Annotated in this window: 13 protein-coding genes; 4 read left to right on the forward strand and 9 right to left on the reverse strand. The window is 41.5% G+C overall.

The features are described from left to right. Positions 1-172: 172 nt before the first annotated feature. The 4 genes from LXL81_RS15150 to LXL81_RS15165 all read left to right on the forward strand — a co-directional run bounded on the left by LXL81_RS15150 (position 173) and on the right by LXL81_RS15165 (position 5441). Positions 173-1048, forward strand: coding sequence for an alpha/beta hydrolase (locus LXL81_RS15150; protein WP_234647644.1), 876 nt, complete (start codon positions 173-175; stop codon positions 1046-1048). 242 nt (positions 1049-1290) lie between these two features. Further along, a complete protein-coding gene (gene katG / locus LXL81_RS15155; protein WP_234647645.1) occupies positions 1291-3567 on the forward strand; it encodes a catalase/peroxidase HPI in 2277 nt (758 codons plus the stop codon). A 342-nt stretch (positions 3568-3909) separates the two neighbouring features. After that, positions 3910-4509: a short chain dehydrogenase gene (locus LXL81_RS15160; protein WP_234647646.1), complete on the forward strand. Its 600-nt coding sequence runs from the start codon at positions 3910-3912 to the stop codon at positions 4507-4509. A gap of 209 nt (positions 4510-4718) precedes the next feature. Continuing rightward, positions 4719-5441: an AAA family ATPase gene (locus LXL81_RS15165; protein ID WP_234647647.1), complete on the forward strand. Its 723-nt coding sequence runs from the start codon at positions 4719-4721 to the stop codon at positions 5439-5441. A gap of 83 nt (positions 5442-5524) precedes the next feature. On the opposite strand, the gene LXL81_RS15170 is transcribed toward LXL81_RS15165, so the two are convergent. The 9 genes from LXL81_RS15170 to LXL81_RS15210 form a co-directional block, all read right to left on the reverse strand. Beyond that, on the reverse strand, positions 5525-6208 hold the full coding sequence (locus tag LXL81_RS15170; RefSeq protein WP_234647648.1) for a hypothetical protein: 684 nt from the start codon (positions 6206-6208) through the stop codon (positions 5525-5527). 54 nt (positions 6209-6262) lie between these two features. Then, on the reverse strand, positions 6263-6745 hold the full coding sequence (locus LXL81_RS15175) for a hypothetical protein (RefSeq protein WP_234647649.1): 483 nt from the start codon (positions 6743-6745) through the stop codon (positions 6263-6265). A gap of 296 nt (positions 6746-7041) precedes the next feature. After that, the gene (locus LXL81_RS15180) at positions 7042-8508 is read right to left on the reverse strand and encodes a TolC family protein (RefSeq protein WP_234647650.1); all 1467 of its coding nucleotides are present in this window, start codon (positions 8506-8508) and stop codon (positions 7042-7044) included. A gap of 27 nt (positions 8509-8535) precedes the next feature. After that, positions 8536-9921 carry an HlyD family secretion protein gene (locus tag LXL81_RS15185; protein ID WP_234647651.1) on the reverse strand — a complete coding sequence of 462 codons (1386 nt, stop codon included), beginning with the start codon at positions 9919-9921 and terminating at the stop codon, positions 8536-8538. After that, complete coding sequence (locus tag LXL81_RS15190) at positions 9914-10918, reverse strand: ABC transporter transmembrane domain-containing protein (RefSeq protein WP_234647652.1); 1005 nt, start codon at positions 10916-10918, stop codon at positions 9914-9916. The genes LXL81_RS15185 and LXL81_RS15190 overlap by 8 nt, the downstream gene beginning before the upstream one ends. Before the next feature lie 481 nt (positions 10919-11399). Further along, the gene (locus tag LXL81_RS15195) at positions 11400-12464 is read right to left on the reverse strand and encodes an endonuclease/exonuclease/phosphatase family protein (RefSeq protein ID WP_234647653.1); all 1065 of its coding nucleotides are present in this window, start codon (positions 12462-12464) and stop codon (positions 11400-11402) included. 331 nt (positions 12465-12795) lie between these two features. Beyond that, the gene (locus tag LXL81_RS15200; RefSeq protein WP_234647654.1) at positions 12796-14337 is read right to left on the reverse strand and encodes an alkaline phosphatase family protein; all 1542 of its coding nucleotides are present in this window, start codon (positions 14335-14337) and stop codon (positions 12796-12798) included. A 37-nt stretch (positions 14338-14374) separates the two neighbouring features. Further along, positions 14375-15235 (reverse strand): glycerophosphodiester phosphodiesterase family protein, encoded by an 861-nt coding sequence (locus tag LXL81_RS15205; protein WP_234647655.1) that lies wholly within the window; start codon positions 15233-15235, stop codon positions 14375-14377. Between the two features lie 18 nt (positions 15236-15253). Beyond that, positions 15254-16732 carry a SusD/RagB family nutrient-binding outer membrane lipoprotein gene (locus tag LXL81_RS15210; RefSeq protein ID WP_234647656.1) on the reverse strand — a complete coding sequence of 493 codons (1479 nt, stop codon included), beginning with the start codon at positions 16730-16732 and terminating at the stop codon, positions 15254-15256. Position 16733: the final 1 nt, after the last annotated feature.

Below are 16733 nucleotides of genomic sequence, written 5' to 3' on the forward strand. Positions count from 1 at the left end.
TCAATTTAGATTTTTAAAAAACTGCCCTGTTCTGATGAATGGGGCAGTTTTTGTTATCAAGTAAATCTGATGGCTTTATTTATATATTTTATTTCTTCATCAGACTAACATTACCCACACATTCTCCCTAATTTCAAAAAAACACCTGACCAAATTGCCAACACAGCATTCGATGAAGCTTTTAACTACCATTTTGCTGTTCGCAGTTTTAACAACTCGGACCTTTGCTCAGAAAAATAAGTCGATAGAAAAAGAGGAAAGTAAACCCTTTGTAATCGGTGTAATTGACGGAATACAGTCCACGATTTTGTCAGAAAAAAGAGTCCTGAATATTTATCTTCCTGAGGGTTATAGTAAAACAGATACCACAAAATATCCCGTTGTTTATCTGCTCGACGGCTCCGCAGATGAAGATTTTATACATGTCAGCGGGCTTTTTCAGTTCAATAATTTTTCCTGGATCAACCGTGTTCCCAAATCGATTATCGTGGGAATCGCCAATGTCGACCGAAGAAGAGATTTCACCTACCCTACCACCATTGAGTCAGATAAGAAAAAAAATCCCACGGCTGGCCATTCGGAAAAATTCATCCGCTTTTTGGAAAAAGAATTACAACCCTTTATTGAAAAAAAGTATAAAACGAATAGCTCTAAAATGCTGATAGGACAATCTCTCGGTGGACTTTTGGCGACCGAAATTTTACTAAAAAAACCTAGACTATTCTCAAAATACATTATTATCAGCCCGAGCCTATGGTGGGATAACGGTTCATTGCTAAATCACTCTTCTGAAATTTTAGAAGAAAACTTCTCTAACAAAACGGATGTGTATATTGGCGTAGGAAAAGAGGGACTTACGCCTGGCACTATTCCTCGCGTGATGGAGGTGGATGCGAATTTACTAGCTGGAAAATTACAAAAATTTAAGAATAAAAACCTGACTGTCTATTTTGATTATTTACCCCAGGAGAATCACGCCACAATCACACATCAGGCAATTTTCAATGCATTAAGATTACTTTATCCGGTTAATAAACTGGCAGACTAGAATTAAATAATGGTACCGGGCAAATTCATAAAACACTGTTTCAAATTACTAATCAATTGTGCGAACGCATCTTAACTCCACCATGTCTATGTGATTGTGAATGTGGATTATACGTTATAAATTTTAACTATTGAATCATAGAATTAATCGATTTTGATTATTAAGTTTGATATTATATCTTTATTGTTCTGCACAAATACAAGGTGCTTATTGGTGTTGACATAATACATGAACTAATCAAAATGGAAAAAGAAACAGACGACATCGGAAAATGCCCATTCCTAAATGGCACATTAGACAAAAAGGATGATGTGATAAAAGCTGGCGGTGCCGGAACAAAAAATCGTGATTGGTGGCCAAACCAGTTAAAGCTAAATATTCTGCGTCAGCATTCTTCCTTATCGAACCCGATGCAGGAAGATTTCAACTATGCAGAAGCTTTCAAAACTCTTGATCTGGAAGCAGTTAAACAAGATCTTCACGCCCTCATGACTGATTCACAGGACTGGTGGCCGGCAGATTTCGGGCATTACGGACCTTTGTTCATTCGTATGGCTTGGCATAGTGCCGGTACATACCGCGTGGGTGACGGTCGCGGTGGCGCGGGTTCAGGACAACAACGTTTTGCTCCGCTAAACAGCTGGCCGGATAACGTGAGTCTTGATAAAGCACGCAGACTTCTGTGGCCAATCAAACAAAAATATGGTCAAAAAATATCCTGGGCTGATTTATTGATCCTTACCGGTAACATCGCTTTGGAATCTATGGGTTTCAAAACTTTCGGTTTTGCAGGTGGTCGCGCTGACGTATGGGAGCCGGATGAGGATGTATACTGGGGCTCGGAAACAACATGGTTGGGCAACGACCATCGTTATGGACAGGGTTCACCAGGTGTGGAAGGACAAGGTGTAGTTTCATCAGATGAGGATCCGGGACGTCAAATCCATACCCGCGATTTGGAAAAACCGCTTGGTGCCGCTCATATGGGACTTATTTACGTGAATCCGGAAGGGCCTGACGGAAATCCGGATCCGATTGCTTCGGCAAGGGATATCCGTGAAACATTTGGCCGGATGGCTATGAACGATGAAGAAACAGTTGCGCTTATTGCAGGCGGACACAGTTTTGGAAAAACCCATGGCGCCGCCTCTTCTGACCATGTTGGAGCAGAACCGGAAGCAGCCGGTTTGGAATCACAAGGATTTGGCTGGGGAAACAGTTATGGAACAGGTGCCGGTGCAGACACAATTACCAGTGGACTTGAAGTGATCTGGACAAAAACACCAACGCAGTGGAGTAACAACTTTTTCGAAAATCTGTTTGCATTTGACTGGGAATTAACCAAAAGCCCTGCCGGTGCTCACCAATGGGTTGCCAAAAACGCGGAAGCGATCATTCCTGATGCTTACGACAGCAACAAGAAACATTTGCCAACCATGCTGACGAGTGATCTTGCTTTGAAACTTGATCCTGCATATGAAAAAATATCAAGACGTTTCTTACAAAATCCGGATGAGTTTGCAGACGCTTTTGCTCGCGCCTGGTTTAAGCTGACACACCGCGATATGGGTCCGCGCGAAAGATACCTGGGTGCGGATGTGCCTCAGGAAGTACTGATCTGGCAGGATCCAATTCCGGCAGTTGATCATGAATTGATCGATGCAAGTGATATTTCAGCTCTGAAAGCAAATATTTTGGCTTCCGGACTTACAGTTTCTGAACTGGTTTCTACTGCCTGGGCATCGGCAAGTACATACCGTGGATCCGATAAACGTGGCGGATCGAATGGCGCCCGAGTTCGTTTGGCTCCTCAAAAAGACTGGAAAGTAAACAATCCGGCTCAGCTGAAAAAAGTATTGGGCACACTGGAAAGTATTCAACAGGAATTTAATAGCACACAATCCGGTGGCAAAAAAGTTTCTATTGCGGATTTGATCATTTTGGCTGGAAATGCCGGTATCGAAAAAGCAGCCGGAAATACAATCACGGTTCCTTTCACACCCGGCCGTATGGATGCTTCACAGGACCAAACTGATATTGAATCAGTTGGGTATCTTGAACCGATTGCAGACGGTTTCCGTAATTATCAAAAAGCAAAATTCTCAGTTTCAACAGAAGAATTGCTGATTGACAAAGCACAATTACTAACCCTTACCGGACCTGAACTAACAGTACTTTTAGGTGGTTTACGTGTTTTGGATATCAATTTTGATGGTTCGAAAAACGGAGTTTTCACAACACGTCCAGGGCAGCTTACCAACGATTTCTTTATTAACCTGCTTGATATGCGTACTGCCTGGAAAGCAATTTCGGATGATAAGAATGAATATTTGGGAACAGACCGCACCACCGGTCAGCCCAAATGGACAGCTTCCCGCGCCGATCTTGTATTTGGTTCGAATGCAGAATTGAGAGCGATTGCCGAAGTATACGGAAGCTTTGATGCTCAGGACAAATTTGTTAAAGACTTTGTTGCGGTATGGAGCAAAGTAACAAATCTGGGTAGATTTGATCTGTAAATATTGACAAAATAATAAGAAAGTGGCCGTTCCTGAATGTTGGGGACGGCCATTTTTTGTAATTATCCCAGCACTTCATTATTTTCTAAAAGTCAATCGAGGTTTGTAGCCCTGATATCCTGCAATGATTACTTCTTTACTTCATATTTAATTCAAGTCACCTTAACCTGCTGTTAAGACTTTTGAGACACAATTTCGTCAGCTTCGGATTCTTTTAATTTCTTAGGAAACACATTTAATACTAAATTAGATACCGTTAATGGATTTCATCAAACCTGATGAAAAATGGCGAAGAAGCAAGAATAGTATTGAATTAGATTTGACAAAAAACAACTATAACAAATGAAAATCATCATTGTCGGTGCCACAGGCACCATTGGAAAACATGTAGTAAAGGCGCTGGAAGCAACGCATGAAATTGTTAAAGTAGGATCAAAAAGCGGCGACTATCAGGTCGATATTGCGAGCCTTGAATCAATCGAATCCTTATTCAAACAAGTAGGGCCTTTTGACGCATTGATCTCCACGGCAGGAGATGCACATTTTGGTCCGCTTCCGCAAATGACGGATGCCGATTTCAGAAAAGGGGTGGACAGCAAACTGATGGGACAGGTGAATCTGGTACTAATCGGCCAGAAATACATCAATCCAAAAGGTTCTTTCACCCTGACCTCCGGAAGCCTGGCAGAAGATCCAATCGTTTATGGCGCAGCCGTAAGCGCAATTAATGGCGCGTTAAATGGCTTTGTAAAAGGAGCGGCCATTGAACTGGAAAATGGCGTGCGTGTTAACGCGGTTGCCCCTGGCGTTGTTGAAGAATCGCCGGCATACTTCCCTTATTTCCCGGGTGATATTCCCGTAAAAATGGACCGCGTTGCACAAGCATATTATAAGAGTGCAGTAGGCGGACAAACGGGTCAGATTTATTTTGTTGGTGGGTGAGGTTTGGTTTATTCTTTTGATTTTCAGGAGCCCTGGACATTTGTCCCGGGCTTTTTTGTTTTGGTATTGGCAATTATTTTGTTCATCATAACAAATATTTGACTTAATTTATGATATTAAGTTTTCAAGTCTGAAGCTGCGATTAATGCGTGAAGGATGCGCTGCCTCTGATCTGTTTACAAGATATTTTCGCTAAATCCTTAATTAAAGTGAATAGAAAGCCATATTTGATTGAAGTACAGGTCGCGCGAGAAAAGATTGATGATTTTAATGAATATCCATTTGATATCCCTGCCATCAAAAATCTTTCTTCGATACGCTTTCACGAAGATGTGACTTTCTTTGTAGGGGAAAACGGTGCCGGCAAGTCGACTTTGATAGAGGCGATTGCTTTACGTCTGGGGTTCGGACCTGAGGGCGGCACCCGTAATGTGCAATTTTCGACACACAACAATACATCGAAACTTGTTGACTATCTTAAATTAATCAGGGGCTACAAATCACCGGATGACTATTACTTTTTGCGTACAGAGAGTTTCTACAATGTAGCAACATACATGGAGCAGGTAAAATATTTAGAAGGATATGGAGGCTCTCCACATACCAGGTCTCATGGAGAATCTATCCTGGCCGTGTTAACAAAAAAGTTGCAGGGCAACGGGCTTTACTTATTTGACGAACCGGAAGCTGCCTTATCACCAGCACGGCAATTAACTACTTTGGCTGCTATTAATCAATTGGTTCAAAAAAATTCTCAGCTGATAATCGCAACCCACTCGCCAATATTGTTGGCATATCCCAACGCTCTTATTTATCAATTGGACGAAAGTGGTATCAGGGAGATTTCTTATCAAGACACAACTCAGTATCAAATTACGAAGGGTTTTTTGAATGATTATAAGCGAATGGTTGATATTTTACTGGAAGGCTGAAAATGATTTCTCCTTCATACCCGGTGGCTTAACAGGACAATCGCATAAGTTTCCCATGCTACGTCATGGTAAAAACCTCACCCCTAAAAAATAACAAAGCTGGCCTTTATTGAATATCCTTGTCTGTAAATGCTTTCTCGCTTTATATTCTCTCCATCAATAAGTTGATTTCTGTAAAAGGCTCTTCCGATATTTCCATGATATTCTCCCATCAGCCCTACTCTTTTCCATTGCAAACCCAGGCTGGCTGTATAACCGGGAACAAAGCGATTGAACGTCCGCGCATTCCGGTAGAAATGCTTTTTATTGTCACGCTTTTCCATGTAACCCAGAAAATAATCTCCTTCTAATCCTGCTTGTCCAAAAACCTTCACTGCACTTTTCGAAATAATGTAAGCACGAAAATCAAGTCCTGCGGAGGTTTGGTGATGGCGTTCTTCCTGAAGCCATACATTAGCGGTGTAGCTGCATTGACAAAGTGTATTGACAGGAACCTGCTGAGTCGAATATCCTATTTTGGTAACGAGGGAAAATTTGTCAGATATGTGTTTTTCACCAAATACACCAACTCCCCAGGATTCTAACGATTTGAAATTATAAACTGCTCCCGAACCCACCGGAGGGCCGTAATATCTGTTATGATAAGATTCCTTAGCCGAAGACACGGATACGCCAAACTCCCACTTACGATTTTGACCGTAACTAATTTGTAAAACAGATAAGATCACAAAGCAAACGGGTATAAGCCGCGTTATAATTCTTCCCATAAAATAAATTTATAACGTTGGTTTTTGGGGCTTACAATTTTTACGATTATTAATTTAGAAATGCACGTTAAAGGTAACATTTGTTGTTTCCGGGATTTTTGGGATTGTTACAAAAAAGGGTGTTTCAGCATGTGCAGTTGCGCCTTCGGTATTTACGCTGATTTTTACATCATAAAGCAGGCTGCCGGATGCACATGAACTTGTCACACGCTGGCTCAGCACACGGCCTGGCATGGCAGTGAGAAGACGACCAGCCAGAAGCGTTTGTTTTGAAAAATCAATACGTGCAACCGGGTCAGTGATATAGTTTCTATATTCCGTTTCTGTCCGGATCACCATTGTTGCCAAAGAATCTTTCGGATTGATCGTTTTTTGAAAGTTTTTGAGATTTGTAACTTCCTGAATTTCTATGGTACCATCCTTACATATATAAACATAGGGTTCATCGGATTTACATCCGGCGATCAGGCATGTAAATGCTAAATATAGAAGAAAACTCTCTGATCCTTTGTAATGGGAAAGAGAAGGAAAATTCATGGCTGTATGATTTAATTTGTTGAGAACTTTTTTAATGTCTGACGATTTGATTTCAAACTACCTCAATCTGATACAAACCGGCTTTCGCCGAAGTAAACCTGGACATTGAATAAATTCTTACAAACCTTTAATTTCCATAAAACTTTTCAATAAATAAAATATTAGCTGGATCAAAAGCCTCGGCGCATGTTCATAATCATGGCCTGAATTCTGAAACAGGCCATGATTTGAAAAAAGAATGTGTTTTTGCGTTAAAGGAGTATGTTGATTTAAAATCGGCACTCAACATTAAGCAACTATTTCCTGGCAACCCGTATGTTATTTTGCGAAGTACCGGCAGTATAATAAAGTTCGGCAACTGATTTTTGATAGCTCGAAACCAGTTCAGCCAATTTGAGTCTCATGTCAATCAGCTTGGTTTCCCGGCTGTTGATCAGAAAAAGCGTACTTTCTCCTAACTCAAATTTGGCTAGTTCTCCCCGGAGCAAAACCTGCTGATTATCAATGCTGCCGGACTGAATAGCCAGCTGTACTTCATATGCTTTGAGCTTGTTGTAGGCATTCAGAATACTGGTATTGATTTCTCTTCCTGTTTGCTGCATATCATAATCCAGTGCCATTTGTTTCACCTTGATCTCGCGAAGTTTTCCGCGCTGTTCCCTCAAAAACAATGGAAAAGAAAAGTCTACCCCAACTTTATAATTACTCCACTGCAACTGATAATTGTCTGACACTTGCGGCCCGAAAGCTGTGCGGCTCGTTAGCAGTGATCCGCTTACGCTGAGTTTTGGTTTAAGCATTTCCCGGCGGTAATTTCTTTCCAGTTGCAGCTGTAAACCTTTACTTTTCAACATCAACAATTCCGGATGATCACTGGCTGCATTACTAAGCAGCGTATCGATCTGTTCCCTGTCAGCCGTGTTCTGGTCGGGGTTTTGCGGAATACTATATTCCGGCAGTTCCATCGGCTCCGACTTTTCACTCCACAAATGATTTGACAGTACCAGTCTCGTATTCAGAAGTTCCACTTTGATCTTTTCAAGCTGCAAACTGCGTTCCTGAAAAGTAATGGCGGCTTCCACTGAATCGATAGGCGGCTTATCTCCCAACAACGTTTGATTTTTAACCGCCTGAAATCTCGTAAACGCCAGATCCGCCCCTTCGCGGATCAATGCATACTGACGGTGCGCATAAAACCAATCCCAATAATCCTTCACAGCATCAAACCAAACCTTATTAATTTGCTTGATCTGCTCAGCTTCTGCATAGTTAACCATCGCTTTTGATTGGCGAAGCGTATTTCTCCGGGCATCAATTAGAAAACCCTGTCCAATCGGAATCGCTAACCCAATACCAGTCAAACCTGGCACGCCGGTCTGCGTTTCAGGATTTGTATACTTTCCAACAAAGCGGTCGTAGCCAATTTTCAAATCGGCTCCGGCGAGCCACAGCGGCACTTTTAATTCATTTGACCAATTGTTATAATACTCAGTATTGCCAAAAGTTTTTCTGTCAAAATGACTTTTTAAAGCCGGGTCAAAGCTACCCCAGGCCTGCATCACTTTTGCCCTGGCTTCTTCGCTCAACAGGCCTGCCTGTTTTACAATGGGGTGATTAAAAAAAACAATCTCTTCCAGATCCTTTAATGTAAACACTCTGGCTGAATCACTGCCCGTTTTTTGCTGTGCGAAGCTTTTGTTTGAAGCTGTTGCAAGAAAAAAAAGCAAACACCAGATGAGTGTTTTTATATTCAAATGCTTCATTATAAGCAATTTTAAATTCTCTATAATTTATTTGGTACTAACCTGCACATCCGGTTCCGCTTCCAGACTTGGCGGAAAACCATTAAGCTGACGCCATATTTCATACCACAGGGGAACAGACCGAAGGATCACACGCCCATAAACGCCCGATCCCTGACGTAACTGAAGTGGCCATGGCTGATCATTTACCGGCACAGGACTGGTTGGCTTAACCAGTAGCCGGTATTTTCCACCCTTACTACTCACCAGATCGATCACAGACACCTTGCCGGAAAATGTCCCGACCGCAACCGACGGCCAACCGGAAAACTGAACGGAAGGCCAGCCTTCAAACTGGATTCTCACCTCACTGTTGAGTAAGATTAACGGAACATCCATAGCATCAACATAAATCTCGGCAGCTACCATGGGCGTTTCAGGTTGAAGTATGGCGATAGATTCACCTTCCTTAATATTCTCACCAATCCCGGCCTTCAGCGTTTTTACTACAAATCCGGTTTGCGGTGCACGAACAACATACAAACCTCTGCGTATATTTGTGTTAGATATCTCATTACGCAGTTTAGAAATTTCGCCCTGAGCACTAACTTTGCTTGACAACGCAGAACTCATATCCGACTGTGCTTTGGCTAATGACTGCTGATATTCAGCTTCAATATTGTCAAGTTCAATACGCGCATTCAGCAATGATTGAATGGAATTATTCAATTTATTCTGCTGACTGATCACCTTAGCGTTATCTTCCTGCAACTTTAATCTGCGGGATTCTATGTCTGTCAGCGAGAATAATCCGTTCAGATAACCGGCTTCATAACGTGCGAGCCTGGACTTGCTAATTTCATAAAATTTCTGAACCGCTACCAGATCAGCACTATCGATAGATACATAATTTTCGGCCTGATGTACTTTGTTCCGCGCTGAATTTAGTTTGATATACAAACCTTTTGTCATAGCCTGGATCTGAGCGGAGGTCGCCTGCATCTTTTGCGTAGCAGCATCTTCGCTGCCTTCCTTGGCTGCAAGCTGCTCCCGCAAGCGAACCGGTAATTCCGGGTCAAAATAAGACTGGCTTGTTTCAGAAATAATCAGGATGGTATCCCCCATCTTTACTTTTTGACCTTCCCTTACCGCCCAATGTTCAATCCTGCCACCAATCTGATTCTGAACTGTTTGCGGCCGATCTTCCGGCCGCAGGGCAGTCACACTTCCACGACCAGGAATGGTTTGCCGCCATGGCAAAAACAACACAATTAAAAAGATCAGCAACAAAAGCAGCATAACCCTCCCCAGTAGCCGTGGCCCTCTGGTTTCGAGGATTTCGCGACTGGAAATCGCGCCCAGCTCTTCCCATTTGCCCTCCTCGAAATAATTTTTCGTTTCACTCGTCATAAACTTTTTATCTTCACTAGTCATGGCTCACCTCACTTTCTTCCAGTTCAAGGTCCGTTACAGCGGCCAGTTTCTCACTTCCGGTTACCATATCAAAAATTGTATTCAGACTTGTCATAAATTTCTCCACTGCATAACTGATTTGAACGATAATAACCTCGGCAGCAACAAATTGGCCTAAAGTCATCTGACGTTCAACTACATAAAAAGACCCCAACAACAAAAGACCTCCCATCAAAATGGTTCGCAACGCAACAGAGCTCGCGAAAAACTTTTTCAGGATTTTAAAATGATCGTTTCTGGCTTTCAAATATTTAGCCGTAATCTGATCTGTACGATAAATCACTTCGTTGAGCTTTCTAGGCTGATTCCGGTAATAATCAAGATCCGCAGCCACTTCTTCAAGATAGGCCACCACTTCATACTTATGCTCAGACTCCTGGATACTGGTTTTAACGCCAATGTTATAAAACATAAAAAGCATCAGGAGGATAACCAGCACCGTAAAAATGCCGAAGATCATAAAAACAGGATGATAAAAAGAAAGCAGGATCGCTGCAAAAAAGATCTGTACCGCAGCCGCAACAACATCAACCAGTAATTTGGTAAGTCCTTTCTGGATCGTGATTACATCGAAAAAACGGTTCACAAGTTCTGCCGGATTCTCACCTTCAAACTCCTTTTCCTTTATTCTCGGAAAACGATATGCAAACTCAACTGTCGCCTTGGCAAAAATTTTCTGTTCGATCATTTCAACCAGTGTGAGCTGCGCAATGAGCAAAAATCCTCCTACCGCAACGCCCAGCAAAACAATACCTATGAGTATATAGGTTGAACTGTACAGTGCGCCATTGGATAAAAAGTTGAAAACTGCCGTGGTACCAAGCGGAAGCGTAAGTCCGATCAGACCGATAAGTACTGCATAAACAAATATATAATTGATGGTCTTCCGCTCCACGTAGAGCATTCCCAGAAGCCGTTCCCAGGGAGTTGGGGTATCAGCTTTATGTTTCTTTTTCATTCAGAATGATGGGTTAAATCTGGTATCATGATACTTCTTAATCTTTTTTAATAAATGTATTAATGAAATGTCTCATCAATGCATCCGGTACAAAATTGAACCAGAGTTATGAGAATGAGATAAAAATGAGATTAGAATCTTGTTAGCAACGCGCGTACTCGTTTTTAGTATTGCAAAATGGAGTCATTTTACAGCGTACAAAGGCTTGTACTTTCCCGGATAATTGGTGGCTTTCCGAAGTGCATTTTCATGTAAAATTTCCATTGTAACCGCGACTTAATTAGATGAGTAGATGACTTTTAAGATGATTCCTAAAAATATGTGCCACTAAATATAGCTTTAATTTTAAGTTAACAAGTCACCAAATATTCAAATTTAAATACAATTAATTACAACAGGTAATAAGTAATTTCATAGGAATCGAAAAAGACCGCCGTTTGGTCCAGTGGATTAATAATTTAGAATCTGACAGGAATGTTATTTATTCAGGATTATCCTTGTTTATTTTTTCCTCAGCAAGCGCCAGTTCCTCCTGATCGGCCACGGGCTCGTCCTGCTCCACAGAAGCATTTTTTTCATACTGCAAGGAAATCAGTATAGGAAAATGATCAGATGAAAAATTATCCAACCTGGAAAGCCTGACCAGTTTAAAATCTGTTGAGCAAAAAGCGTGGTCGAGCGGGAAACGCAAAAATGGTATTTTTGCGTGAAAGGTATTAAAAAATCCTCTTCCGATCCGCGGATCCAGAAGTCCGCTGATTTTTGTAAAAAGATCTGTTGTGTATGACCAGGCAACGTCGTTCAAATCTCCTATTACAATGGTTGGTTTATTGTTTTTCTGTACTTGTTTGGCTACCAATAAAAGTTCTTTATCTCTTTCAGTAGAATAATTGTTCTCCCCCGGCACTGGCGGTGTAGGATGAACGCAATAAAGGTCGAAAGTTTTTCCCGATGGCAGTTTCACCCCGGATTTAATAGAAGGGATCTCATCATCGACCAAAAAATTCAGTTTTGGATCGACCAATTCCAGTTTTGAATATAACAGCATCCCGTAAGTGTTTTCCAGCGGCGCCAGGACGTGATACGGATATTTTTCCTGAAGCACTTTCGTCTGTTCATACCAAAACCGGTCTGTTTCCAACAGTAATACAATATCCGGATCATTTTCGCTGAGCATTTTCAGGCAGCCTGCTGTGTTTTTATTATCCTGAAAAACATTGGAAGAAATAATGGAAACCTGATTTGAAGAATCCGTATTCCCTGCTTTATGTATTACTTTTTTAGCAAAAACGGTAAACGGATAAACCTGATAAGCGAGATAAAGTGCATTCGCAATAAGTAATGACAAAAATATGATGTCAAAAGTTGAAGCGATCTTATACAAGGAGCAATAAATGATGATGACGACCAGATTCAGAAAAATCTTTTGTAACCGGGGATATTCAAAAACGCGAAATGCCCAGTAATCGTTTTTTACAAGCGGGATCAGGGAAAATAATATTATAACTGCACCGCTAATTTGCAGGGCAATTTGTAATGAATGCATAATAAAACTAATAGCGTTAAGAAATAGACCAAACAGCATTTTTTTTGCTTACGTATACATATACGCAGTACTGACGTTTTTGGATCGTTCAAGTTTTTCAGCATTAGAATACTGATTGATCCGGGCCGAATTTCGCTACTAAATATATTAAAACCAAAAGCTCAAAAAATGATTTCTCAACAATCTCTTATAATATCCTTTTATCATACTATAATTGTCATCTACACAGACATCCCATCCTTTTTGTTTCACGCAATTTTAACTGTAAAAAAGGTTTGGCACCTGACCTATGAAGCAGTCAGGTGCCAAACCTTTTTCCTTTTACCAATTACTAATTTGTTCTTTCTACCTTACTAAAATTAAAATATCGATACTGATCCAGAATAGACATATCAGCAGAAAGTTTGTAAGTACCCCAAGGATATTTCACCTCTGTTTCAATTTTTTCCGTCTTAAACTTACCCGCAGGCTTTACCGTTTTGGTCAAAAATTCCGTCATAATTCTCCCATCCATTTTCGATGGAACAGGAAGATTATAAATTCCAAGCACAGTTGGCGTAATATCAATATTGGAAGTTGGCAGTGCGCCCGTGTAACCCTTTTTGAAATCAGGACCGGAAACCATTAAAGTTATATTGATCTCATAAGGACTTGATCCGCCATGACCTGCGACACCCATCGAAAAATCAGTCCCTGCATAACCTTTATCGTTACGTTCATCATTCCAGTTGGTTGCCACCAGAATGTCGCCGGATCGTTTTGGATGGTTATAATGAATGGCTTCAAATGACAGCGTTCCTTCCACCCAGCCTTGCATACTATCTTTTTTCTTAGGTTTGGTAAACACAGCACCGATCCACTCCTCTTTGTGCAGTGCAGAGACAATTTGTTTGATTTTATCTTCATTATGGTCTTTCACATAAATTGCGCCCTCCGCTAAAACCACATCATCAGAGTTTTTGTCTTTTTTCAAACCTTCTTTCATCAGAAATTCCCCCAGGCTTTGTTTGCCTTTGTGGGTTACAAATCCGTGATCGGTTGAAATAATGATATTGAAACTGCCAGTCAGTTTTCTGGTTTTTAATGAATCAAGAACCCGTCCAAACTGCTGGTCTACAAATGCCAGTGCTGAAATGGCCTGTGGAGAACCAATTCCATATTTATGAGCAGAACCATCCGGATCAGAAAGCCAGGCAGCACTCACCAGCGGACCGTCACTTTTTAAACCAAAACTGATCAGGGCATCAGTGACCCACTTATGTTTGGCAAAACCACCGTTTTCCGATTTTTGAGGAAGCTCACCAATGGCTGCCATAACTTCCGGTTTAAATGACTCCGGCAAAATTAAATCAGGATTGATTATCGCACCTTTACCGACTTTATGATTTTGCAAAAAAGCCTGACCCGTGGTGCCCGAGCTGAAAACCATCATTTTTTCACCAGCTGATTCAAGCACTTCACCTAATGAAACTGCGGTCAGCAACTGATTGGATTCTGTGGCCTGCACTTTCATCAGATCTTCATAGGTTGTACCGATAGCCTTTGCGCTGACAGCCGGAAAGTATATTCCATTGCCTAGCAGACCATGCGTTCCGGGATAAGAACCTGTTGCGTATGAGGCTGAGTTTACCCGCGTAACGGTTGGAAAAACACTATGATGATGCGCGCCAACGGAAGATTTTTGTTTAAACGCATACAAATTCGGCATAAGCTCGGCCGTGATATAATCTGGTCTTAAACCATCAAAAAAGAAAATAAGCGTTTTGTTTTTGGCAGGTTTATTTGTCTGTCCGTAGGCAGTGGAAAACACCAGGTTTGCCGCAACAAATATGAAGCAAAAATTTACCGATATCTTTAAAAAATATTTCTTCATTTCGGATCAGGTTCTTTTAAATGTAATCATTTAATTATTAATTCTTGTATACCGGTTTCAGGGTTTCAATACCCAGTTTTTCAGTTTCCGGTAGCAAAGCACCCACATTATTTACCAAAACAAAATCTACGCCCTGCTTGTACAAATCAGGAAGCTCCTGAGCATTTTCAGCATAGAAAAAGTTGATTTTGATATGGTTATCTTTTAAGGATTTCATCAAAGCACTCCTGTCTTCCCCAGCCTCAGGGCGTAGCAGCTGAATAAATTCCGCTTTCATTTTGATCGTCGCATCAACATATTTTGCAGTATTCTTGCGATAGCTGTTTTCACCATTACAGATCATCACTTCCGGAACCTGCATTTTTGCAGCTCTGCCTGCTTTTTCAGAGCAGGTCAGAAATGCCTGATGCAGCCTTCCTGATTTTTTAAGCATCGCAGCTGCCGCCTTCCCAACTGCTTCATCCCCTTTTAAATGACAGTTGAGCCAAACGTTCTGTGGTAGCACTGCCAAGGCCTCTTCAAAGGTCGGAATTAATGTCCCTTTAAATTTCTCAGACTTTTTAACACCGGCATCAATTGAACGTAAGTAACTATACGTTAAATCCAATACATTACCCTTTCCAGTGGTGGTCCGGTCAACATTATCGTCGTGCATAAGAACCATCACGCTGTCTTTGGTGAGCTGAATATCAAATTCAATCATTTGCGCACCAAGTCTTGCGGCTTCCTGTAATGATGGTAATGTATTTTCAGGATGCGTATCCATGCAACCACGGTGCGCGCAAAGCCCGCGTTCCGGCATTTTTATTTTTGACTGCTGCGCCTGAACATTTGTTAATAATATAGCATTCAAAGCTATTAAACCTGCAATCCAGGACGTTGTTATATTTCGTTTCATTTGATCAAATTTTTAAAATTACTGGTCCCACCAAACTTTAATATCACTGTTATCGCCACCCATAGAAGTCACTGCGGTTTTCAAAGCTTCCGGATTCAGCGATTGCAGATAAGTTGGATAAGGCACACGTGAAGGAAATTTATTTTCTGCCGGAATTCCTGCACCGCGGGGCAAAACGGGATATCCGGTTCTTCTTTTTTCAAACCACGACTGGTAATCAACAAAGAAATATGCATAGTATTTTTGCAGCATAATTTGTTCAAGCTGATTGTCTGCCGAAGCATTCGCGTCATACAGTACGCCCGGCTGTTTTGTAAAGCCTGAAGGCATACTGGCTCCCCACTGGATCATAGACGCCGAGATACCTGATTCATAATGTTTCTCAGGCGTTGATCCCGTCGTAAATCCTTTCAAAGCAAGCTCTGCTTTAATAAATTCAACCTCTGCCAAAGTCATCATCACACCCAGCTGAGGTAATGTCTTCAAACCATCCGAATAACTTGAATTACTGCCCACCGGATATTCCAACGTGGTTGGGTAGCCGCTTTCAATTCCCTGGTAAACATTTTCAGTTCCGGATTTCACCTGCGTGGCCCACACTGCTCTTCTCGGATCATTGATCTGATTCATTTTGCCGATGAAGAATTTGGTAAAATAATTACCATCACGCCAGTCGACCTGACGGGCATTGTAGAATGGATTGAAAAAAGGAAAAGTGCCGGGATATCTGAAAATCGCCTCATCGCTGTTTGCCGTAAAAACAGGATTAGCAGCCGGATCAGCCAGAATTGACGTGATCTGTTCTTTTGCGTTCACCTCGCCATCTCTTTTTAGAACCCGCATTAATAACCGTAAGCGCAGGGAATTGCAAAACTTTTTCCACTTTAAAATACCCGGATTTTTCCCGCCCGAAAGCGCATTTGCACTGTATAACATATCACCTCCGTAGGTCAGTGCTTTGGTATCATCGAGCAGGCTGTTGGCCGTTTGGAGATCTTTCAGGATTTGAATATAAATATCCTTCTGCTTGTCAAACGTAGGTTTAAAATTCCCTTCAAGCGCCTTGGTTGCTTGTGAATAAGGCACATCCCCATACAGATCCGTCAGAATGGAATAACTCCAGCTTTTGTAGATCAGGGAAATTGCTTTGTAGTTGTTCTCATTCAGTTTATCTGCAATGACGTAGATATCCTGAATGTCACTTAAATAGGTGTAAAAATTTGTCCATACACCAGCTCCCGGGTTTACCAGATAACGGTGCAACCCACCTCCGCCGGCACTTGCGCGGGGTGCATCTACCTGCATCAATTCATGCGTAAAATTACGGCTGGCGTTTACCGTGCTGTTAATGATTTTATATTGAAGCTGCCCCAGCATAACCCCCGGAGTAATTTCTTTCGGACGGTTTGGATCTGTATTGAGCTCTTCAAAACCATCGTTACATGACATTAGCAGACCTGCTAACAGCAAAATTGGAATATATATTTTTTTAAACATT

Source organism: Dyadobacter sp. CY356, assembly GCF_021440195.1.
Classification (GTDB): domain Bacteria; phylum Bacteroidota; class Bacteroidia; order Cytophagales; family Spirosomataceae; genus Dyadobacter.